Origin of the sequence: Leucobacter sp. CX87 (genome assembly GCF_018682295.1) — a bacterium.
Taxonomy (GTDB): Bacteria; Actinomycetota; Actinomycetes; order Actinomycetales; family Microbacteriaceae; genus Cx-87.
Genome location: NZ_JAFIRI010000002.1, coordinates 65,275 through 79,681 on the forward strand (window position 1 = coordinate 65,275; position 14,407 = coordinate 79,681).

The window sequence follows — 14,407 nt, forward strand, 5'->3', positions numbered from 1 at the left end:
TCCTGAGAGTCAGATTCAATATTCGGGGCGAGAAACTCGGCAGGATCCTGCCCATTCTCAAACCTGCCCTGAGAGACAGGTCGAGCCCGCCGGAACCACTCGCGAATACTCACGACGGTTCCGACGGGCTCGGGGTGAAGATGATTACTCGGCAGCCTCGGCAGCGTCGTCATCCTCAGCGCCACGCGGAGCCGCGATGTGCACGACCAGCTGCTCAGCCAGGTCGAGGAGCTCGGCGCCCTCGGGCAGCTCGATCTCGCCGGCGTGGATCTGCACGCCAGCCTCGAGGCCCTCGACGTTGATGGTCAGCGACTCGGGGATCGCGGTTGCGAGCACCAGGAGGCGGACGGTGTTGAGCTCCTGCAGCGCGTTGGCGCCGGCGAACGCGGTGCCTTCCATGTGCACGGGGATCTCAACCTCAACCTTTTCACCCGTCTGGAGGGCGACGAGGTCGATGTGCTCGATGATCTGACGCACGGGGTCACGCTGCACGTCCTTGACCAGCACGAGCTGGGCGGCGCCGTCGATCTCGAGCGAGATCAGGGCGTTGGCCTTGCGGACGATCAGGCTGAGCGCGTGGGCGTCAACCGAGACGTGGATCGGGTCCATGCCGTGGCCGTAGACGACGGCGGGGGTCGATCCGGCAGCGCGGAGCTTGCGCGCCACACCCTTGCCGAACGACTCGCGGTTGGTCGCGACGAGCTTGCTGATTTCGGTGCTCATAGTGCTTCTCCTAGTCGGGCGCGCGGGCCCGGACAGGGCGGGATGACCCGCCGGTTCTGGTATCTATCTCTCGCCGGTCGAGGCGATCCGAATCTGCCCGCAAAGGTGGCCCGGTCCCGCGTCGATCACGGATGCTTGCGCATCCCTCGCCGAAGTACAGCTGCCAAGTCTACATGGTCTTTGGGCATCCGTCCTGACCACGAATCCGACCGCAGTCCGGCACCGAGTTTTTCGCGCACGGCCGCCCGAGTCCGGTCCGATGGGCCGCGCCAACTCTGTAAATACCCCGCTACCCGATACCCTTACCCGGGGGTCAAACGTGATCCAAGATGTAAGGAGTACCTCCCGAATGAGTAACACGCAGGCAAACATTGGTGTCGTTGGACTGGCCGTGATGGGCGCAAACCTCGCCCGCAATCTCGCCAGCCGCGAAGGAAACCGCGTTGCCGTTGTGAATCGTTCGCCCGAACGCACCCGGGCGCTCGTCGAGGCACACCCCGAAGCGAACTTCGTCGCCGCCGAGTCGATCACCGACTTCGCGGCTTCGCTCAGCCGCCCGCGCACCGCCATCATCATGGTGCAGGCCGGCGCGGCCACCGATTCTGTCATTCGCGAGCTCGCGGACGCGTTCGAGCCCGGCGACATCATCATCGACGGCGGCAACGCGCTGTACACCGACACGATCCGCCGTGAGCACGAGATGCGCCTGCGGGGGCTCCACTTCGTCGGCGCCGGCATCTCCGGCGGCGAAGAGGGCGCGCTGAACGGCCCGAGCATCATGCCTGGCGGCTCGGAAGAGGCGTACGCGGTTGTCGGCCCGATCTTCGAGTCCATCGCGGCCCGCGCCAAGGACGGCGAGCCGTGCGTCACGCACGTGGGCAGCGACGGCTCCGGCCACTTCGTCAAGATGGTGCACAACGGCATCGAGTACGCCGACATGCAGCTCATCGCCGAGGCATTTGACCTGCTGCGCCACGTGGGCGGGCTCACCCCCACCGAGATCGCGGACGTGTTCGAGGAGTGGAACACGGGCGAGCTCGAGAGCTACCTCGTCGAGATCACCGCCGAGGTGCTGCGCCACGAAGACGCGCGCACCGGCCGCCCCTTCGTCGATGTCATCCTCGACCAAGCTGGCCAGAAGGGCACCGGCGGATGGACCGTGCAGACGGCGCTCACGCTCGGCAGCCCGATCAGCGGCATCGCCGAGGCGGTCTTCGCGCGCGGCCTGTCCTCGCACCCCGAGCAGCGCCTGCTCGGCGCCCGCCTCGCCGGCCCCGCGAACAAGCCCGAGATCGCCGATCGCGCGGCGTTCGTCGAGAGCGTGCGCCAGGCGCTGTACGCGTCCAAGATCATCGCGTACTCGCAGGGCTTTGACGTGATCCGCGCGGGCGCAAGCCAGTACGGCTGGGCCATCGATTCGGGTGCGCTCGCGAAGATCTGGCGAGAGGGCTGCATTATTCGCGCACGCTTCCTGGGGCACATCGCCGAGGCGTATGGCGCGGACGCGAACCTCGACCTGCTCGTCGCGGCACCCTTCTTCGCCACGGCTGCTGGCGGCGCGCAGGAGGCTTGGCGTTCGGTCGTCTCGACCGCCGCGCTGGCGGGCGTGCCGATCCCGGCTTTCGCCTCGTCGCTCTCGTACTACGACGGCCTGCGGGCGGCTCGCCTGCCCGCGGCCCTCATCCAGGCGCAGCGCGACTTCTTCGGAGCGCACACCTATCGCCGCGTCGACGGCCCCGGCGTGTTCCACACCGAGTGGTCGGGAGATCGCTCGGAGACCCAGGTCGCCGAATAGCTCGGTCCTCGCGGCAGAATCAGGGCGGCCCTTGGGCCGCCCTTTTTCGTTCCTCGGCGTCGCGTCCGGGAACGCGAAAGGGGCGCCGAGGATTTCTCCTCAGCGCCCCTTTTCGGTCTCCGCGATGCCTGTTTGCTAGGCCGCCACCCCGCGCAAGCTCCGTGGGCCGGGCGCCGACGGCGCCCGCGCAGCCTACGCAATCGCGATGCGATTGCGTTTAGGCTGCGCCCTCAAACATGGAGGTCACGGAGCCGTCCTCGAACACCTCGTGGATCGCCTGGGCGAGCAGCGGCGCGATCGACAGCACCGTGAGCTTCTCGAAGCGCTTCTCCTCCGGCACCGGCAGGGTGTCAGTGACGACGACCTGATCGATGAAGTCGGCCGACAGGTACTCGGTCGCCTTGCCCGAGAAGATCGCGTGCGTCGCGGCGATCGTCACGCCTCGCGCGCCCGCGTCCTTGAGCGCCTGAGCGGCCTTCGCGATCGTCCCGCCCGTGTCGATCATGTCGTCGACGACGACGCACCAGCGGTCCTTGACGTCACCGACAATGTTGTGCACCGAGACCTGGTTGGGCACTAGCGGGTCGCGGCGCTTGTGAATAATCGCGAGCGGCGCGCTGAGCTTGTCGCTCCACACGTCGGCGACGCGCACGCGGCCCATGTCCGGCGAGACGACGGTGAGGTCGTCGCGGTTGATGGTCTTCTTGAAGTGCGCGAGCAGCACCGGCATCGCGAACAGGTGGTCGACGGGGCCGTCGAAGAAGCCCTGAATCTGGGGAGCGTGCAGGTCAACCGACATGATGCGGTTCGCGCCAGCGGCCTTGAACAGGTCCGCGACGAGGCGGGCCGAGATCGGCTCGCGGCCGCGGCCCTTCTTGTCCTGGCGCGAGTAGGGGTAGAAGGGGGCAACAACGGTGATCCGCTTTGCCGAGGCACGCTTGAGCGCGTCGACCATGATGAGCTGCTCCATGAGCGCCTCATTGATCGGGTTGCTGTGCGACTGAATGACGAAGGCGTCGCAGCCGCGCACGCTCTCGTCGAAGCGGGCATAGAGCTCGCCGTTGGCAAAGGTGCGTGCGTCGGTGGGAATGAGCTCAGCGCCCAGTTCCTCTGCGACGCGCTGTGCGAGTTCCGGGTACGCCCGCCCGGAGATCAGGACCAGCTTCTTCTGGCCGGCCATCTCGATCGCGCTCATGCTCCGTCTTCCTCGCTCTTCTGCGCCGCCTGGGCGCTGCTGGTTCCGGGCCGATGTTCGGCGACCCATCCGCTGATGTTTCTTTGGGGAGCGACCGTAAGGCCGAGCGACCCAGCTGGTACGTCCTTACGCACGACCGTTCCGGCCGCGGTGTAGACGCCGTCTTCAATCGTAACGGGTGCGATGAGAACGTTCTTCGAACCAATGCGCACCTGGTCACCGACGGTGGTGTGGTGCTTCTTGATTCCGTCGTAGTTCGCGAAGATCGTGCCCGCACCAATGTTGGTGCCGGTGCCGACCGTCGCGTCGCCGACGTAGCTGAGGTGGGGCACCTTGCTGCCCTCGCCGATGTGGGCGTTCTTCGTCTCGACGTAGGCGCCGATCTTGCCGCCCGCGCCCAGCTCGGTGCCGGCGCGGAGGTAGGCGAAGGGGCCGACGTCGGCACCCGCGCCGATTACCGCGAGGGTGGCCTCGGTGCGGCGCACGTGGGCGCCCTCCCCCACCTCGCAGTCGACCAGGGTGGTGTCGGGACCGATCTCGGCGCCGCCCTCGATCGTCGTCGCACCGCGCAGGAAGGTCCCCGGCAGGATCACGCTGTCGGGCCCGATCGACACCGTCGCGTCGATCCAGGTCGTGGCAGGATCCTGAATGGTCACGCCGGAGAGCTGGTGCGCCCGCACGATGCGCCGGTTCAGTTCGCGCCCCGCGTCGGACAGCTGAGCGCGATCGTTCACCCCGGCGATCAGCCAGGTGTCCTTCGTCGCCACCGCGTCGACGCTGCCGCCGCTTTCGAGGATGCGCGACGCGGCGTCAGTGAGGTATTTCTCGCCCTGCGCGTTGTTCGTGTCGATGAGGGCGAGCGCGGACTCGATCGCGGCACGACCAAAGACGTACACGCCACCGTTGATCTCGGTGATGCGACGCTGGTCGTCGCTCGCATCCTTCTCCTCGACGATGCCGGTCATCTGACCGTTCTCGCCACGCAGGATCCGGCCGAGGCCCGTGGGGTTCTCGAAGATGGCCGAGAGCAGCGTCATCGAGCGGTGGGCCTCGCGGTGGCCGCGGACGAGCTGCCCGAGGGTGCCCGAGTCGAGCAGCGGGACGTCACCCGAGAGCACGACGACGGTGCCGTCAAAGTCGGCGGGGAGTGCCGCGAGCGCTTGCTCGACTGCGCGGCCGGTGCCGGGGATCTCGTCCTGATCGACGATCACGGTGTTCGGGGCGTGGTCCAGAATCGCCTCGGCCACCCGGTCGCGGTCGTGCCGCACGACCGCGATCACGGTCTCGGGGGTCAGTCCCGCCGCCGTGTCGAGCACGTGCGCGATCAGCGAGCGACCGCCGATGGGGTGCAGCACCTTTGGCAGCGCCGACTTCATGCGCGTGCCCTGGCCCGCCGCCAAGATGACAACCGCTACGCGGCCGTTTCCGGTGGTCTCCGTCATGCTGAGCGTTCCCTCCGCCGTTACTGCCTGCCGAGCACGGACCGCGTGTCCGCGATCCCTCGGTCCGCTCCGCCTCCAGGATTCGAACCTAGACTTAACAGCTCCAAAGGCTGTCGTGCTGCCATTACACCAAGGCGGATCGTGCACTTTCGCACACGCCCCGTATAGTCTGCCAGATTCTGGAGGTCGCTTTGCCCGCGATTCCCGTCATGGCCCACGCCGGGCAGCCCCGATAATGGGAAGCATGAAGGAACACGACGTCGTAGACCGGATCGTCGAAGAGTGGGCCGCGGCCCGACCGGATCTCGATTTGGCCCCACTTGACGTGTTTTCGCGCCTCATGCGGATCGCAAAGCACCTCGATCGCGCCCGCGCGCGCGCCTTCGAGCGCTCGGGACTCACCTCCTGGGAATTTGACGTACTCGCCGTGCTGCGGCGGGGCGGGTACCCCTATCGGCAGAGCCCGAAGGTGCTCGTGCGGCAGACCATGGTCTCGAGCGGCACCATGACGAACCGCATCGACCGGATGGTTGAACGCGACCTCGTGACCCGTCTCACCGACCCGAACGACGGCCGCGGGGTGCTCGTCGAGATGACGGCGAAGGGCATCACGCTCGTCGACGCCGCGATCACGCGCCTCACCGACGCCGAAGAAATCTTGCTCTCGGGCGTCCCCCGCGCCGAGCGCGAGCGCCTCGCGCAGCTGTTGCGGCGACTCGCGCTCAGCGTGGACCGGTTCTCGGCGCTCGCGGGCGCCGAACCAGAGCCTGCGGCAGACGCCACGGCCGAGCCCGGCGCCGCGGATTCGGGCCCGGCCCGCGCCTAACCGCGCCTACGACACGTCGGCGAAGGCGGCGGCGTCGCCACCCGGGCCCGACACGAGCGCGACAACGAGGGCGCGACCGAAGCGAGGGTTGCCGCCGACCACGGGTGGCGTGACCTCGGCGGGCAGCACCGCGCTCGCGGACCAGCGACCGCCCTGCGCCTCGACGATCACCTCGACACCGTTCACGGTCACGGTCGGCTCGCCGCCGCTGAGGGTGCCCGAGAGCAGGAGCAACTGGGCGCCCTCGTGGTACCGGTGCTCGTCGAGTACCGCCTCGATCGTCACCGCGGGCGGCGCGGCCGCAGGATCCTGCGCGGCGCGAGCCGGGAGGCGGTCCGCGGGCAACTCGGGGGCGAACGCGGGCAGCGGGCGGAGCGCGCGGGTGGACTCGGCGTCGCCGCTCGCGGCCCCCGCCTCGAAGGCCGCGGCGTAGCCCAGCAGCGCCGGGTCGGTGTAGGCGGCGCCGGCGAAGGTCAGGCCGATCGGCATCGCGATGTCCTCCATCTGCCCCATCGACACGGTCACGCTCGGGATCCCGAAGTGGCGAAGCGCATAGTTGCCGTTCGAGAAGAACACGCCATTCGCCCAGGCGCGGTCGGCGGCGGCGAGGTCGATGTCGGCGCTTTCTGCGCCCACGTCCGCGTTGGCCGGAAACACGACCGCATCAATGCCGCGCTCGACGAGCCAGTTCTCGAAGAGGTCGACCCGCAACTGCACGAGCGCGCGCAGTCCGTCCGCAAAGTCGGCACGCTCGCGCGGGTCGGGGATGCCGCGCTTCGCGTACTCCACGACCGAGCGGTAGCGGTTCGCGTAGTCGTCGATCTCGGTGTAGCGGTCCTCGAGCGCGCCTGGCGGCGTCGGGAAGATCGTGTCAGGGTCGACGACCGCGAGGTTCGGGATGTTCGGGTCGCCGTTGGCGCGCAGGAAGTCGTCCCAGCCAAACGGCAGGAACTCGGTGAACTCGGTGTCCATCCACCCCTCGGGAAGCACCCCGAGCCGCGCGATCTGCTCGCCTCCCGGCTCGTCGGCCTCGTACTGCTCAATCACGGGGAAGTCGACCTCGATCACCTCGGCACCGAGGTCCTCGAGTCGGGCACGCGCCGCCTCCCAGCGGGCGAGCACCGAGGGGCGCACGTCGATCGGGAAGGCAGGATCCTGGCCGAGATACATCCGCGGCACACCGAGGCGGACACCCTGCAGGGCGTCCGGGCGCCGTACTTCGAGGTACGACGCGGGGCGGTGCTCGCTCGGCAGGGGCGTGGGAACGACACTCTGATTGCGCCAGAAGTCGCCGCGCGTCTCGGCGTCGTCCTGGACCAGGACGTCGAGCAGGCGCAGCATGTCGGGCATCGATCGGGTGTGGGGCACGACGACGTCACGCGCGGGGAAGAGCGGCCAGTTGCCGCGAATCGACAGGATGCCCCACGACGGCGTGTAGGCGCACAGGCCGTTGTTTGAGGCAGGGCTGCGACCCGACGACACCGTCTCCTCCCCCATGCCGAACACGGCGAGGTTTGCGGCGGTTGACACGGCCGAGCCGTTGGAGGAACCGGAGGCGTACGCTGCGGCGAGGAAATCGGGGTTATACGGGCTCTCGGCGCGGCCGTAGACGCCGCGCTGCATGCCGCCGTCGGCCATGGGCGGCATATTCGTCTTGCCGATCAGTACGGCGCCCGCCTCGCGCAGCTTCTCGACCGAGAACGCGTCGCGCTGGGCGATGAGGTCTTTGAACGCGGGCGAGCCAGAAGCGACCGTCAACCCCCGCACCATGTACGAGTCCTTCACCGTGAACGGCACGCCCTCGAGCGGGCGGGCGGTACCTGAGCGCCAACGCCGATCGGACTCGGCCGCCATCGCGAGCGCCTCGGGGTTCAGCACGGGGACCGCGCAGAGCCGCGCCGCTTCCCGATCGAAGGCACCGATGCGCGACAGGTAGCGGGCCGTGAGCTCGACGCTCGTGATGCGCCCTGCGGCGAGCGCGGCGAGCACCTCCGAGATGCTCGTCTCCAGCAGGTGGAAGGGGTCGTGCTGCGCAGCCAAGGCGAACTCCTTTGGTCAGTCGTGTGCGTGGGGTGCCACGCACGTGCTGCTGCGATCGTATACTGAAATTGTTTTCAGTTCGAGTTTCTCGGCGTGCCGGTCTTCGGCTCGCCCGGCCGAAGGAGCCCCAGATGACAGAGCCGGGTGCGACCCCCGACCGGATCCTTGCCGCGTGCGAACGAGTGATCGCCCGCGGCGGCCTCGCACGGTTTCGCATGCAGGATGTCGCGCGCGAAGCGGGGGTCTCGATCGGGCTCCTCTCGTATCACTTCGGCGATCGCGCGGGGCTGCTCCAGGCCGCGCTCGACCACGTCGCTGCCAACGGCGAGAACCACACCGCCGGACCCGAGGAATTGACTCCCCTCGCGCGACTGCGCGCGTCGCTGCGCGCTGACTTTGGCAATGAGCCGGGCGTGCGCGAGGGCTCGATCACCTGGAACGAGGTGCGCGCGAACGCCGTATTCGACACGGCGAACGCCGCGGCGCTCACCCGTTCGACCGCCAACTGGCAGGACGCGATGGCCGCGCTCATCGCCGAAGCGAATCCGGCCGATTCGCGCCCCGGGCACACCGCGCTCCTGCTCACGAGCCTCGTGGAGGGCCTCTCCGGCCGCTGGCTCACGGGCCAGATCGACGCGGAGGCGGCCCGCGCGGCGATCGATACGGCGATCGATGTGACCGTCGCACACTAGGCGGCCGCAGCGCCGCGGCCGACGGCAGCGCGAGAGACAACCGACCCGATCCTGTCGGGAATAGAATGGGCACTGCGCCGGAGCCCAGCCATCATGCCACTCTCCGGCAAAACTGCAGCTACTCGCACCCACCCTTCGCCGATAGCCCACCACACAGGAGTGATCGCAGTGACCGAAATCGCAAGCGCGCCGCACGACACACTGCAGCGCGGGCTCTCGAACCGCCACCTTCAACTCATCGCCATCGGCGGGGCCATCGGCACCGGCCTCTTCCTCGGGTCGGGCAAGATCATCAGCCTCACCGGACCGTCGGTGCTCTTCGTCTACGGCGTCATCGGTTTCATGATCTTCTTCGTGATGCGCGCGCTCGGAGAGATCCTGCTCTCAAATCTGAACTATCAGACCTTCGGCGACATCGCGAAAGACCTGATCGGTCCCTGGGCTGGGTTCTTCGTGTCGTGGACGTACTGGTTCTCCTGGGTGGTCATCTGCGTGGCCGACATCATCGCAATCACCAGCTACGTCGCCTACATCAACCCGACGATCCCGAGCTGGGTTCCAGCGGTCGTGACGGCAATCGCGCTCACCATCTTGAACCTGCAGCCCGTCCGGTTCTTCGGCGAGTTCGAGTTCTGGTTCGCCATGATCAAGATCGTGGCGATCCTCGCGCTGATCGCTACCGGCATCTTCTTGCTCTTCTCAGGCTTCCAGAACCCCGACACGGGCACCTCGGCCGCCCTCTCGAATCTCTGGTCCGACGGCGGCATGTTCCCGTTCGGGGTTGGCGGCTTCCTGCTCGGCTTCCAGCTCGGTATTTTCTCGTTCATCGGCGTCGAGCTCGTCGGCACCGCGGCCGCCGAGACGAAGGACCCCCACAAGAACCTGCCAAAGGCGATCAACTCGATCGTGGTGCGGATCCTGATCTTCTACATCGGCGCACTGACCATTGTGATGGCCATCACCCCGTGGCGGGAGATCGACCCCGAACAGAGCCCGTTCGTGACGACGCTCGCCTACGCTGGCTTCGGCGCGGCCGCCTTCGCTATCAATCTCGTCGTGCTGACCTCCGCCGCCTCGAGCTCAAATTCAGGCTTCTACTCGGGCACGCGCATGATGTTCGCGCTGGCCAAGGACGGGCACGCCCCGCACCGATTCTCAATTACTGACAACCGAGGTGTGCCGCGCCGAGCGGTCTTCTTCACCGCGGTATTCCTCTTCAGCGCGGCCCCGATCCTGCTCGCCGGCGATAGCGTGATCGCGGCGTTCACCTTCGTCTCCTCGGTCGCTTCCGTCTTCATCCTGTTCATCTGGGGCATGATCCTGGTGAGCTACATTTCGTACCGCCGGCGCTTCCCCGCCCGTCACACGGAGTCGAAATTCAAGATGCCGCTGTCGCGCTTCGCCCCGTGGATGGTGCTCGCGTTCTTCGTCTTCATCGTCTACACCCTCATCCTCGGGGAGGACACCCGGATCCCGATCCTGGTCGCGCCGGTCTGGTTCGCCGGGCTGGCGGTCATCTGGCAGCTGCGCAAGCGCCAGCTGCTCCGTCACGGTGAGCCGCTGACCGGGGCCGTCAAGCTGCCCGGGACCGGCGAGGACGCGTAGCTCTCGCTCGGCTTCGGCACTAGAGCGAGCGCACTCGCCGCTGCATGATCTCGCCCAGCCAATGTGCCGCAGGGGGCGCGGCCCCCAACCTGGTCGCGAACGAGACGTGCCGCTCGCCCAGATCCTGCACCGCGGGGAGGAGAACGACCCCGAAGCGCGGGTCGACCGCGGCCGCGGTCGAGAGCCCGAATCCGAGCCCAGCCGCGACCAGGCCGTGAATCATGTTCAGGTCGTCGCTGCGCATGAGCTCGCGCACCTCGTAGCCCACCGAGTGACACACACGTCGAAGCAAACGATCGGATGCCTCGTCGGCGTTCCGGCTGCACACCCAGGCGACCTCTGAGAGCTCGGCGAAGTCCAGCTCGTCACGTTGCGCGTACTCACTGTCGCTCGCGACCATCACGCGATAGGGCTCCTGCAACAGCGGCGTCAGCGCCAGATCCTCAGATACAAAGGCAGGATCGTCCGCGAAATCGTAGATCAGCCCCGCGTGCACCTCGCCGCCACGCAGGAGACGCACCACCTCGGTAGGTTCCGCCTCAACCACCTCCACCCGCACGGGTGAGCGCCGCTGCAACTCCCCGATGGCGGCGGGCAGCAGTCGCGAACCGATGGAGGCGAAGGTGCCGACACGAAGCGTGGCCACCCCGGCATCCCTACGATCGGCCACGAGCCGCTCGGCCTGGTCTACGCGCGCAAGAATTTGCTCCACCTCTGCCGCGAACTCGAGTCCGAGCGGCGTGAGCGTGGCCCCGCTGCGATCACGGTCGACCAACCGAATTTGCAGGTGGCGTTCGAGAGTACTCAGGTGGTGCGCCACCGTCGGGACGCCGTACTGCAGCTCCGCGGCCGCACGAGTCAGACTCCCCCGGTCGCGAATGGCCAAAAGCACACGAAACTGCTGCAGCGAGATCACGTCATACAGGATATGACAGAGAATGCGAATAGCTGATATTCCGTCGATCTGATCGCGGCCCTAACGTGAAACCATGCGAACGAGCCCGACCCTGCCCTCGACACCTCTCACGACCGCTCCCGCGCACCAGCGGGTTGCACCGTATGCGGATGCGATCCGGTCGCTGGCCAGCCATGATTGGCAGCGCCTCCATGTCCCGGCGCACCAGGGCAAGTCCGAGAACGCGCCCGGCGTTGCCGGCCTGGTGGGTCCCGAGGCGCTGGCGATGGACTTTCCCATGCTGTTCAGCGGCGTCGACCAAGACACCTGGCGGCTGGTGACCCCCGGACGCCGCACCCCGCTGATGCACGCGCAGGACCTCGCCGCCGAGGCCTGGGGCGCGAGTCGCACCTGGTTCATCACGAACGGCGGATCCGGTTGCAATCACATCGCCACGACGGTCGCGCGGGGGCTGGGCACCGAGCTGGTGGTGCAGCGCAGCGTGCACTCGAGCGTCATCGACGGCATCACACGGTTCGACCTGGTGCCGCACTTCATCATGGGCGCGGTCGACACCGGGTTGGGGGCCGCACACGGGGTGACCGCGAGCGAGGTTGAGGAAACGCTCACCGCGCACCCGGACAGCTCGGCGGTCTACATCGTCTCGCCCAGCTACTTCGGCGCCGTTGCCGATGTCGCCGCGATCGCGGAGGTCGCCCACCGCCACGGCGTGCCGCTGATCGTTGATGAGGCCTGGGGCTCGCACTTCGGCATGCACCCGGACCTGCCCACGAACTCCGTTCGGCTCGGCGCGGACCTCGTGATCTCGAGCACCCAGAAGGGGGCCGGATCCCTTGCCCAGTCCGCGATGCTCCAGTTGGGCCACGGTCCGCTCGCGCAGGAGCTCGAAAGCCTGGTGGACCGCGTGGTCCGCTCGTACCAGTCGACGAGTTGCAGCTCGCTTATTCTGGCCTCACTCGACGAGGCGCGTCGCCACCTGGTCACCCGTACAGACGTCATCGGCGCGGCCCTCGATTCGGCCGCGACCATCCGCGCAGCGATTCGCGCCGATCGCCGATTCCGTGACGCCACGCCAGACATCCTGGCGAGCCCCGACGCTATTGCGAACGATCCGTTCAAGATCGCGATCGACACCCGGGGCGCCGGGATCACCGGCGGAGACGCCCAGTACCAGCTGCTGCGAGATCACCGGGTCTACTGCGAGCTCGCCACTCCTGCAGCTCTCCTCCTCCTCCTCGGCGCTACCTCGCCGGCAGATACAGACCGCTTCCTGCACTCGCTGTGGGCACTGCCTGAGGCCGATATCGAGCCCGAGCGGATGCGCGCGCTCCCCGATCCCTGCGAGCGCGCCATGGGCCTCGGCGAGGCGTTTTTCGGGAAGGTTGAGGTAGTCTCACATTCTGCAGCCGCAGGACGGGTTTCCGCCGATTCACTGGCTGCATACCCGCCTGGAGTGCCCAACGTACTTCCCGGCGAGGTCCTCAGCGATGGCGCTATCGCCTTCCTTCGCGGCACGGCGACGTCCCCGTCCGGGTACGTTCGCGGTGCCAACGACGCGGCCCTCGACACCTTCCGAGTGGTCGCCGAATAGCGAGGCGCGACACCCCGCGCCTCCCCCACCTCACATCGCCCCACACACAGGAGTGTCCACCATGTCCGTCGCCACCGGCCTCGCACCACCAGAAGAAATGCACCGCGGACTCAAGAACCGCCACCTCCAACTCATTGCAATTGGTGGCGCGATCGGCACCGGGCTCTTCCTCGGCTCCGGCAAGCTCATTAGCCTGACCGGCCCGGCGATCATCTTCGTGTACATGGTGATCGGCTTCTTCGTGTTCTTCGTCATGCGGGCACTCGGCGAGCTGCTGCTCTCGAATCTGCACTACAAGACCTTCGGCGACATTGCCAAGGACATGCTCGGGCCGTGGGCTGGCTTCTTCGTTTCGTGGAACTATTGGTTCTCCTGGGTGATCGCCTGCGTCGCAGACATCGTCGCGATCACGGCCTACGCGCAGTGGTTCAACCCCGACATTCCTGCGTGGCTTCCGGCCCTCATTACGGCGGTTGTCCTCACGCTGCTCAACCTGCAGCCCGTGAAGTTCTTCGGCGAGACGGAGTTCTGGTTCGCGATCATCAAGATTGTCGCAATTCTCGGTCTGATCGGCGTCGGAATCTTCTTGGTCGCGACACGCTTCCAGAACCCCGAGGGCGATGTGGCCTCGATCTCGAACCTCTGGAGCCACGGCGGCATGTTCCCGATGGGCGCGAGCGGCTTCGTGCTCGGCTTCCAGATGGGCATCTTCTCGTTCATCGGCGTCGAGATGGTCGGCACCGCAGCTGCCGAGACCGAGAACCCCCGAAAGACGCTGCCGAAAGCGATCAACTCGATCGTCGCGCGGATCCTCATCTTTTACGTCGGCGCACTCGCCGTCATCATGAGCGTCACCCCATGGGACAAGATCTCCCCCGACACAAGCCCCTTCGTCTCGACGTTTACGCTCGCGGGCTTCGGCTTCGCCGCGTTTGCGATCCAGCTTGTTGTGCTCACCTCGGCGGCCTCAAGCGCCAACGGCGGCCTGTACTCGGGCACTCGCATGCTCTTCGGGCTGTCCAAGGATGGACACGCACCGCGAGCTTTCTCGTGGACAAACTCCCGCGGCGTCCCCAGCAAGGCCGTGTTCTTCACCTGTGTCTTCTTATTCTCGGCGATCCCGCTGCTCTTCGCGGGTGACGGCGTGATCGCCGCGTTCACCTTCGTCTCGTCGATGTGCGCCACGCTCATCCTGTTCACCTGGGGATCGATCGTCGCCAGCTACATCGTGTACCGCCGCCGCTACCCCGAAAAGCATGTCGCATCGAAGTTCAAGCTGCCCTTCGCCGCGGTGATGCCCTGGCTCGTGCTTGCGTTCTTCGTGTTCATCGCCGGCACCCTGCTGTACGGCGCTGATACCCGACTGCCGTTCCTCGCAGCTCCGGTGTGGTTTGCGATACTCACGGTGCTCTGGCAACTGCGCAAACGCCGCCTCGTGCAGGCCGGGCGGCCGCTGACCGCCGCCATTCCCACGGTGCCGCACCCGCTCGACGAAGATTAGTCGACCCGATCAGCTGCACAGAACGCCGGGCCGTCCACGTGGACGGGCCCGGCGTTCTGCGTAGTAGTCGGCGAGTGACCT

Annotated in this window: 10 protein-coding genes, 1 tRNA gene and 1 pseudogene; 6 read left to right on the top strand and 6 right to left on the bottom strand. The window is 67.1% G+C overall.

Translation table 11 applies throughout. The features are described from left to right. Positions 1–144: 144 nt before the first annotated feature. On the bottom strand, positions 145–723 hold the full coding sequence (locus KOE53_RS03305) for a 50S ribosomal protein L25/general stress protein Ctc (RefSeq protein WP_188044156.1): 579 nt from the start codon (positions 721–723) through the stop codon (positions 145–147). A 349-nt stretch (positions 724–1,072) separates the two neighbouring features. Here KOE53_RS03305 and gnd point away from each other — a divergent pair, with 349 nt between their 5' ends. After that, a complete protein-coding gene (gene gnd / locus KOE53_RS03310) occupies positions 1,073–2,518 on the top strand; it encodes an NADP-dependent phosphogluconate dehydrogenase (protein ID WP_188057367.1) in 1,446 nt (481 codons plus the stop codon). A 217-nt stretch (positions 2,519–2,735) separates the two neighbouring features. Here gnd and KOE53_RS03315 read toward each other — a convergent pair whose 3' ends face one another. The 3 genes from KOE53_RS03315 to KOE53_RS03325 all read right to left on the bottom strand — a co-directional run bounded on the left by KOE53_RS03315 (position 2,736) and on the right by KOE53_RS03325 (position 5,294). Further along, complete coding sequence (locus tag KOE53_RS03315) at positions 2,736–3,713, bottom strand: ribose-phosphate diphosphokinase (RefSeq protein WP_188044158.1); 978 nt, start codon at positions 3,711–3,713, stop codon at positions 2,736–2,738. After that, on the bottom strand, positions 3,710–5,155 hold the full coding sequence (gene glmU / locus KOE53_RS03320) for a bifunctional UDP-N-acetylglucosamine diphosphorylase/glucosamine-1-phosphate N-acetyltransferase GlmU (RefSeq protein ID WP_188057368.1): 1,446 nt from the start codon (positions 5,153–5,155) through the stop codon (positions 3,710–3,712). The genes KOE53_RS03315 and glmU overlap by 4 nt, the downstream gene beginning before the upstream one ends. 67 nt (positions 5,156–5,222) lie before the next feature. Then, positions 5,223–5,294: transfer RNA gene (locus KOE53_RS03325), tRNA-Gln, on the bottom strand. 105 nt (positions 5,295–5,399) lie between these two features. Here KOE53_RS03325 and KOE53_RS03330 point away from each other — a divergent pair. Further along, positions 5,400–5,981, top strand: coding sequence for a MarR family winged helix-turn-helix transcriptional regulator (locus KOE53_RS03330; protein WP_188057369.1), 582 nt, complete (start codon positions 5,400–5,402; stop codon positions 5,979–5,981). A gap of 330 nt (positions 5,982–6,311) precedes the next feature. Here KOE53_RS03330 and KOE53_RS03335 read toward each other — a convergent pair. After that, positions 6,312–8,021, bottom strand: a pseudogene (locus KOE53_RS03335) (amidase); the annotation flags it as partial. Positions 8,022–8,152: 131 nt separating this feature from the next. Here KOE53_RS03335 and KOE53_RS03340 point away from each other — a divergent pair. Both KOE53_RS03340 and KOE53_RS03345 read left to right on the top strand, forming a co-directional pair. Beyond that, a complete protein-coding gene (locus tag KOE53_RS03340; protein WP_188057371.1) occupies positions 8,153–8,713 on the top strand; it encodes a TetR/AcrR family transcriptional regulator in 561 nt (186 codons plus the stop codon). Between the two features lie 168 nt (positions 8,714–8,881). Further along, complete coding sequence (locus KOE53_RS03345; protein WP_353055568.1) at positions 8,882–10,318, top strand: amino acid permease; 1,437 nt, start codon at positions 8,882–8,884, stop codon at positions 10,316–10,318. Positions 10,319–10,337: 19 nt separating this feature from the next. Here the strand turns inward: KOE53_RS03345 and KOE53_RS03350 are convergent, their stop codons facing one another. Further along, the gene (locus KOE53_RS03350) at positions 10,338–11,234 is read right to left on the bottom strand and encodes a LysR family transcriptional regulator (protein WP_188044164.1); all 897 of its coding nucleotides are present in this window, start codon (positions 11,232–11,234) and stop codon (positions 10,338–10,340) included. A gap of 73 nt (positions 11,235–11,307) precedes the next feature. Between KOE53_RS03350 and KOE53_RS03355 the strand changes: the two genes are divergently transcribed. After that, positions 11,308–12,825 (top strand): aminotransferase class I/II-fold pyridoxal phosphate-dependent enzyme, encoded by a 1,518-nt coding sequence (locus tag KOE53_RS03355; RefSeq protein WP_188057373.1) that lies wholly within the window; start codon positions 11,308–11,310, stop codon positions 12,823–12,825. Between the two features lie 61 nt (positions 12,826–12,886). Continuing rightward, positions 12,887–14,326 (top strand): amino acid permease, encoded by a 1,440-nt coding sequence (locus KOE53_RS03360; RefSeq protein ID WP_188044166.1) that lies wholly within the window; start codon positions 12,887–12,889, stop codon positions 14,324–14,326. Positions 14,327–14,407 lie beyond the last annotated feature (81 nt).

Coding starts and splice junctions, on each gene's coding strand:
- KOE53_RS03305 (WP_188044156.1), bottom strand. CDS start 723: ATGAGCACCGAAATCAGCAAGCTCGTCGCGACCAACCGCGAGTCGTTC.
- gnd (WP_188057367.1), top strand. CDS start 1,073: ATGAGTAACACGCAGGCAAACATTGGTGTCGTTGGACTGGCCGTGATG.
- KOE53_RS03315 (WP_188044158.1), bottom strand. CDS start 3,713: ATGAGCGCGATCGAGATGGCCGGCCAGAAGAAGCTGGTCCTGATCTCC.
- glmU (WP_188057368.1), bottom strand. CDS start 5,155: ATGACGGAGACCACCGGAAACGGCCGCGTAGCGGTTGTCATCTTGGCG.
- KOE53_RS03330 (WP_188057369.1), top strand. CDS start 5,400: ATGAAGGAACACGACGTCGTAGACCGGATCGTCGAAGAGTGGGCCGCG.
- KOE53_RS03340 (WP_188057371.1), top strand. CDS start 8,153: ATGACAGAGCCGGGTGCGACCCCCGACCGGATCCTTGCCGCGTGCGAA.
- KOE53_RS03355 (WP_188057373.1), top strand. CDS start 11,308: ATGCGAACGAGCCCGACCCTGCCCTCGACACCTCTCACGACCGCTCCC.
- KOE53_RS03360 (WP_188044166.1), top strand. CDS start 12,887: ATGTCCGTCGCCACCGGCCTCGCACCACCAGAAGAAATGCACCGCGGA.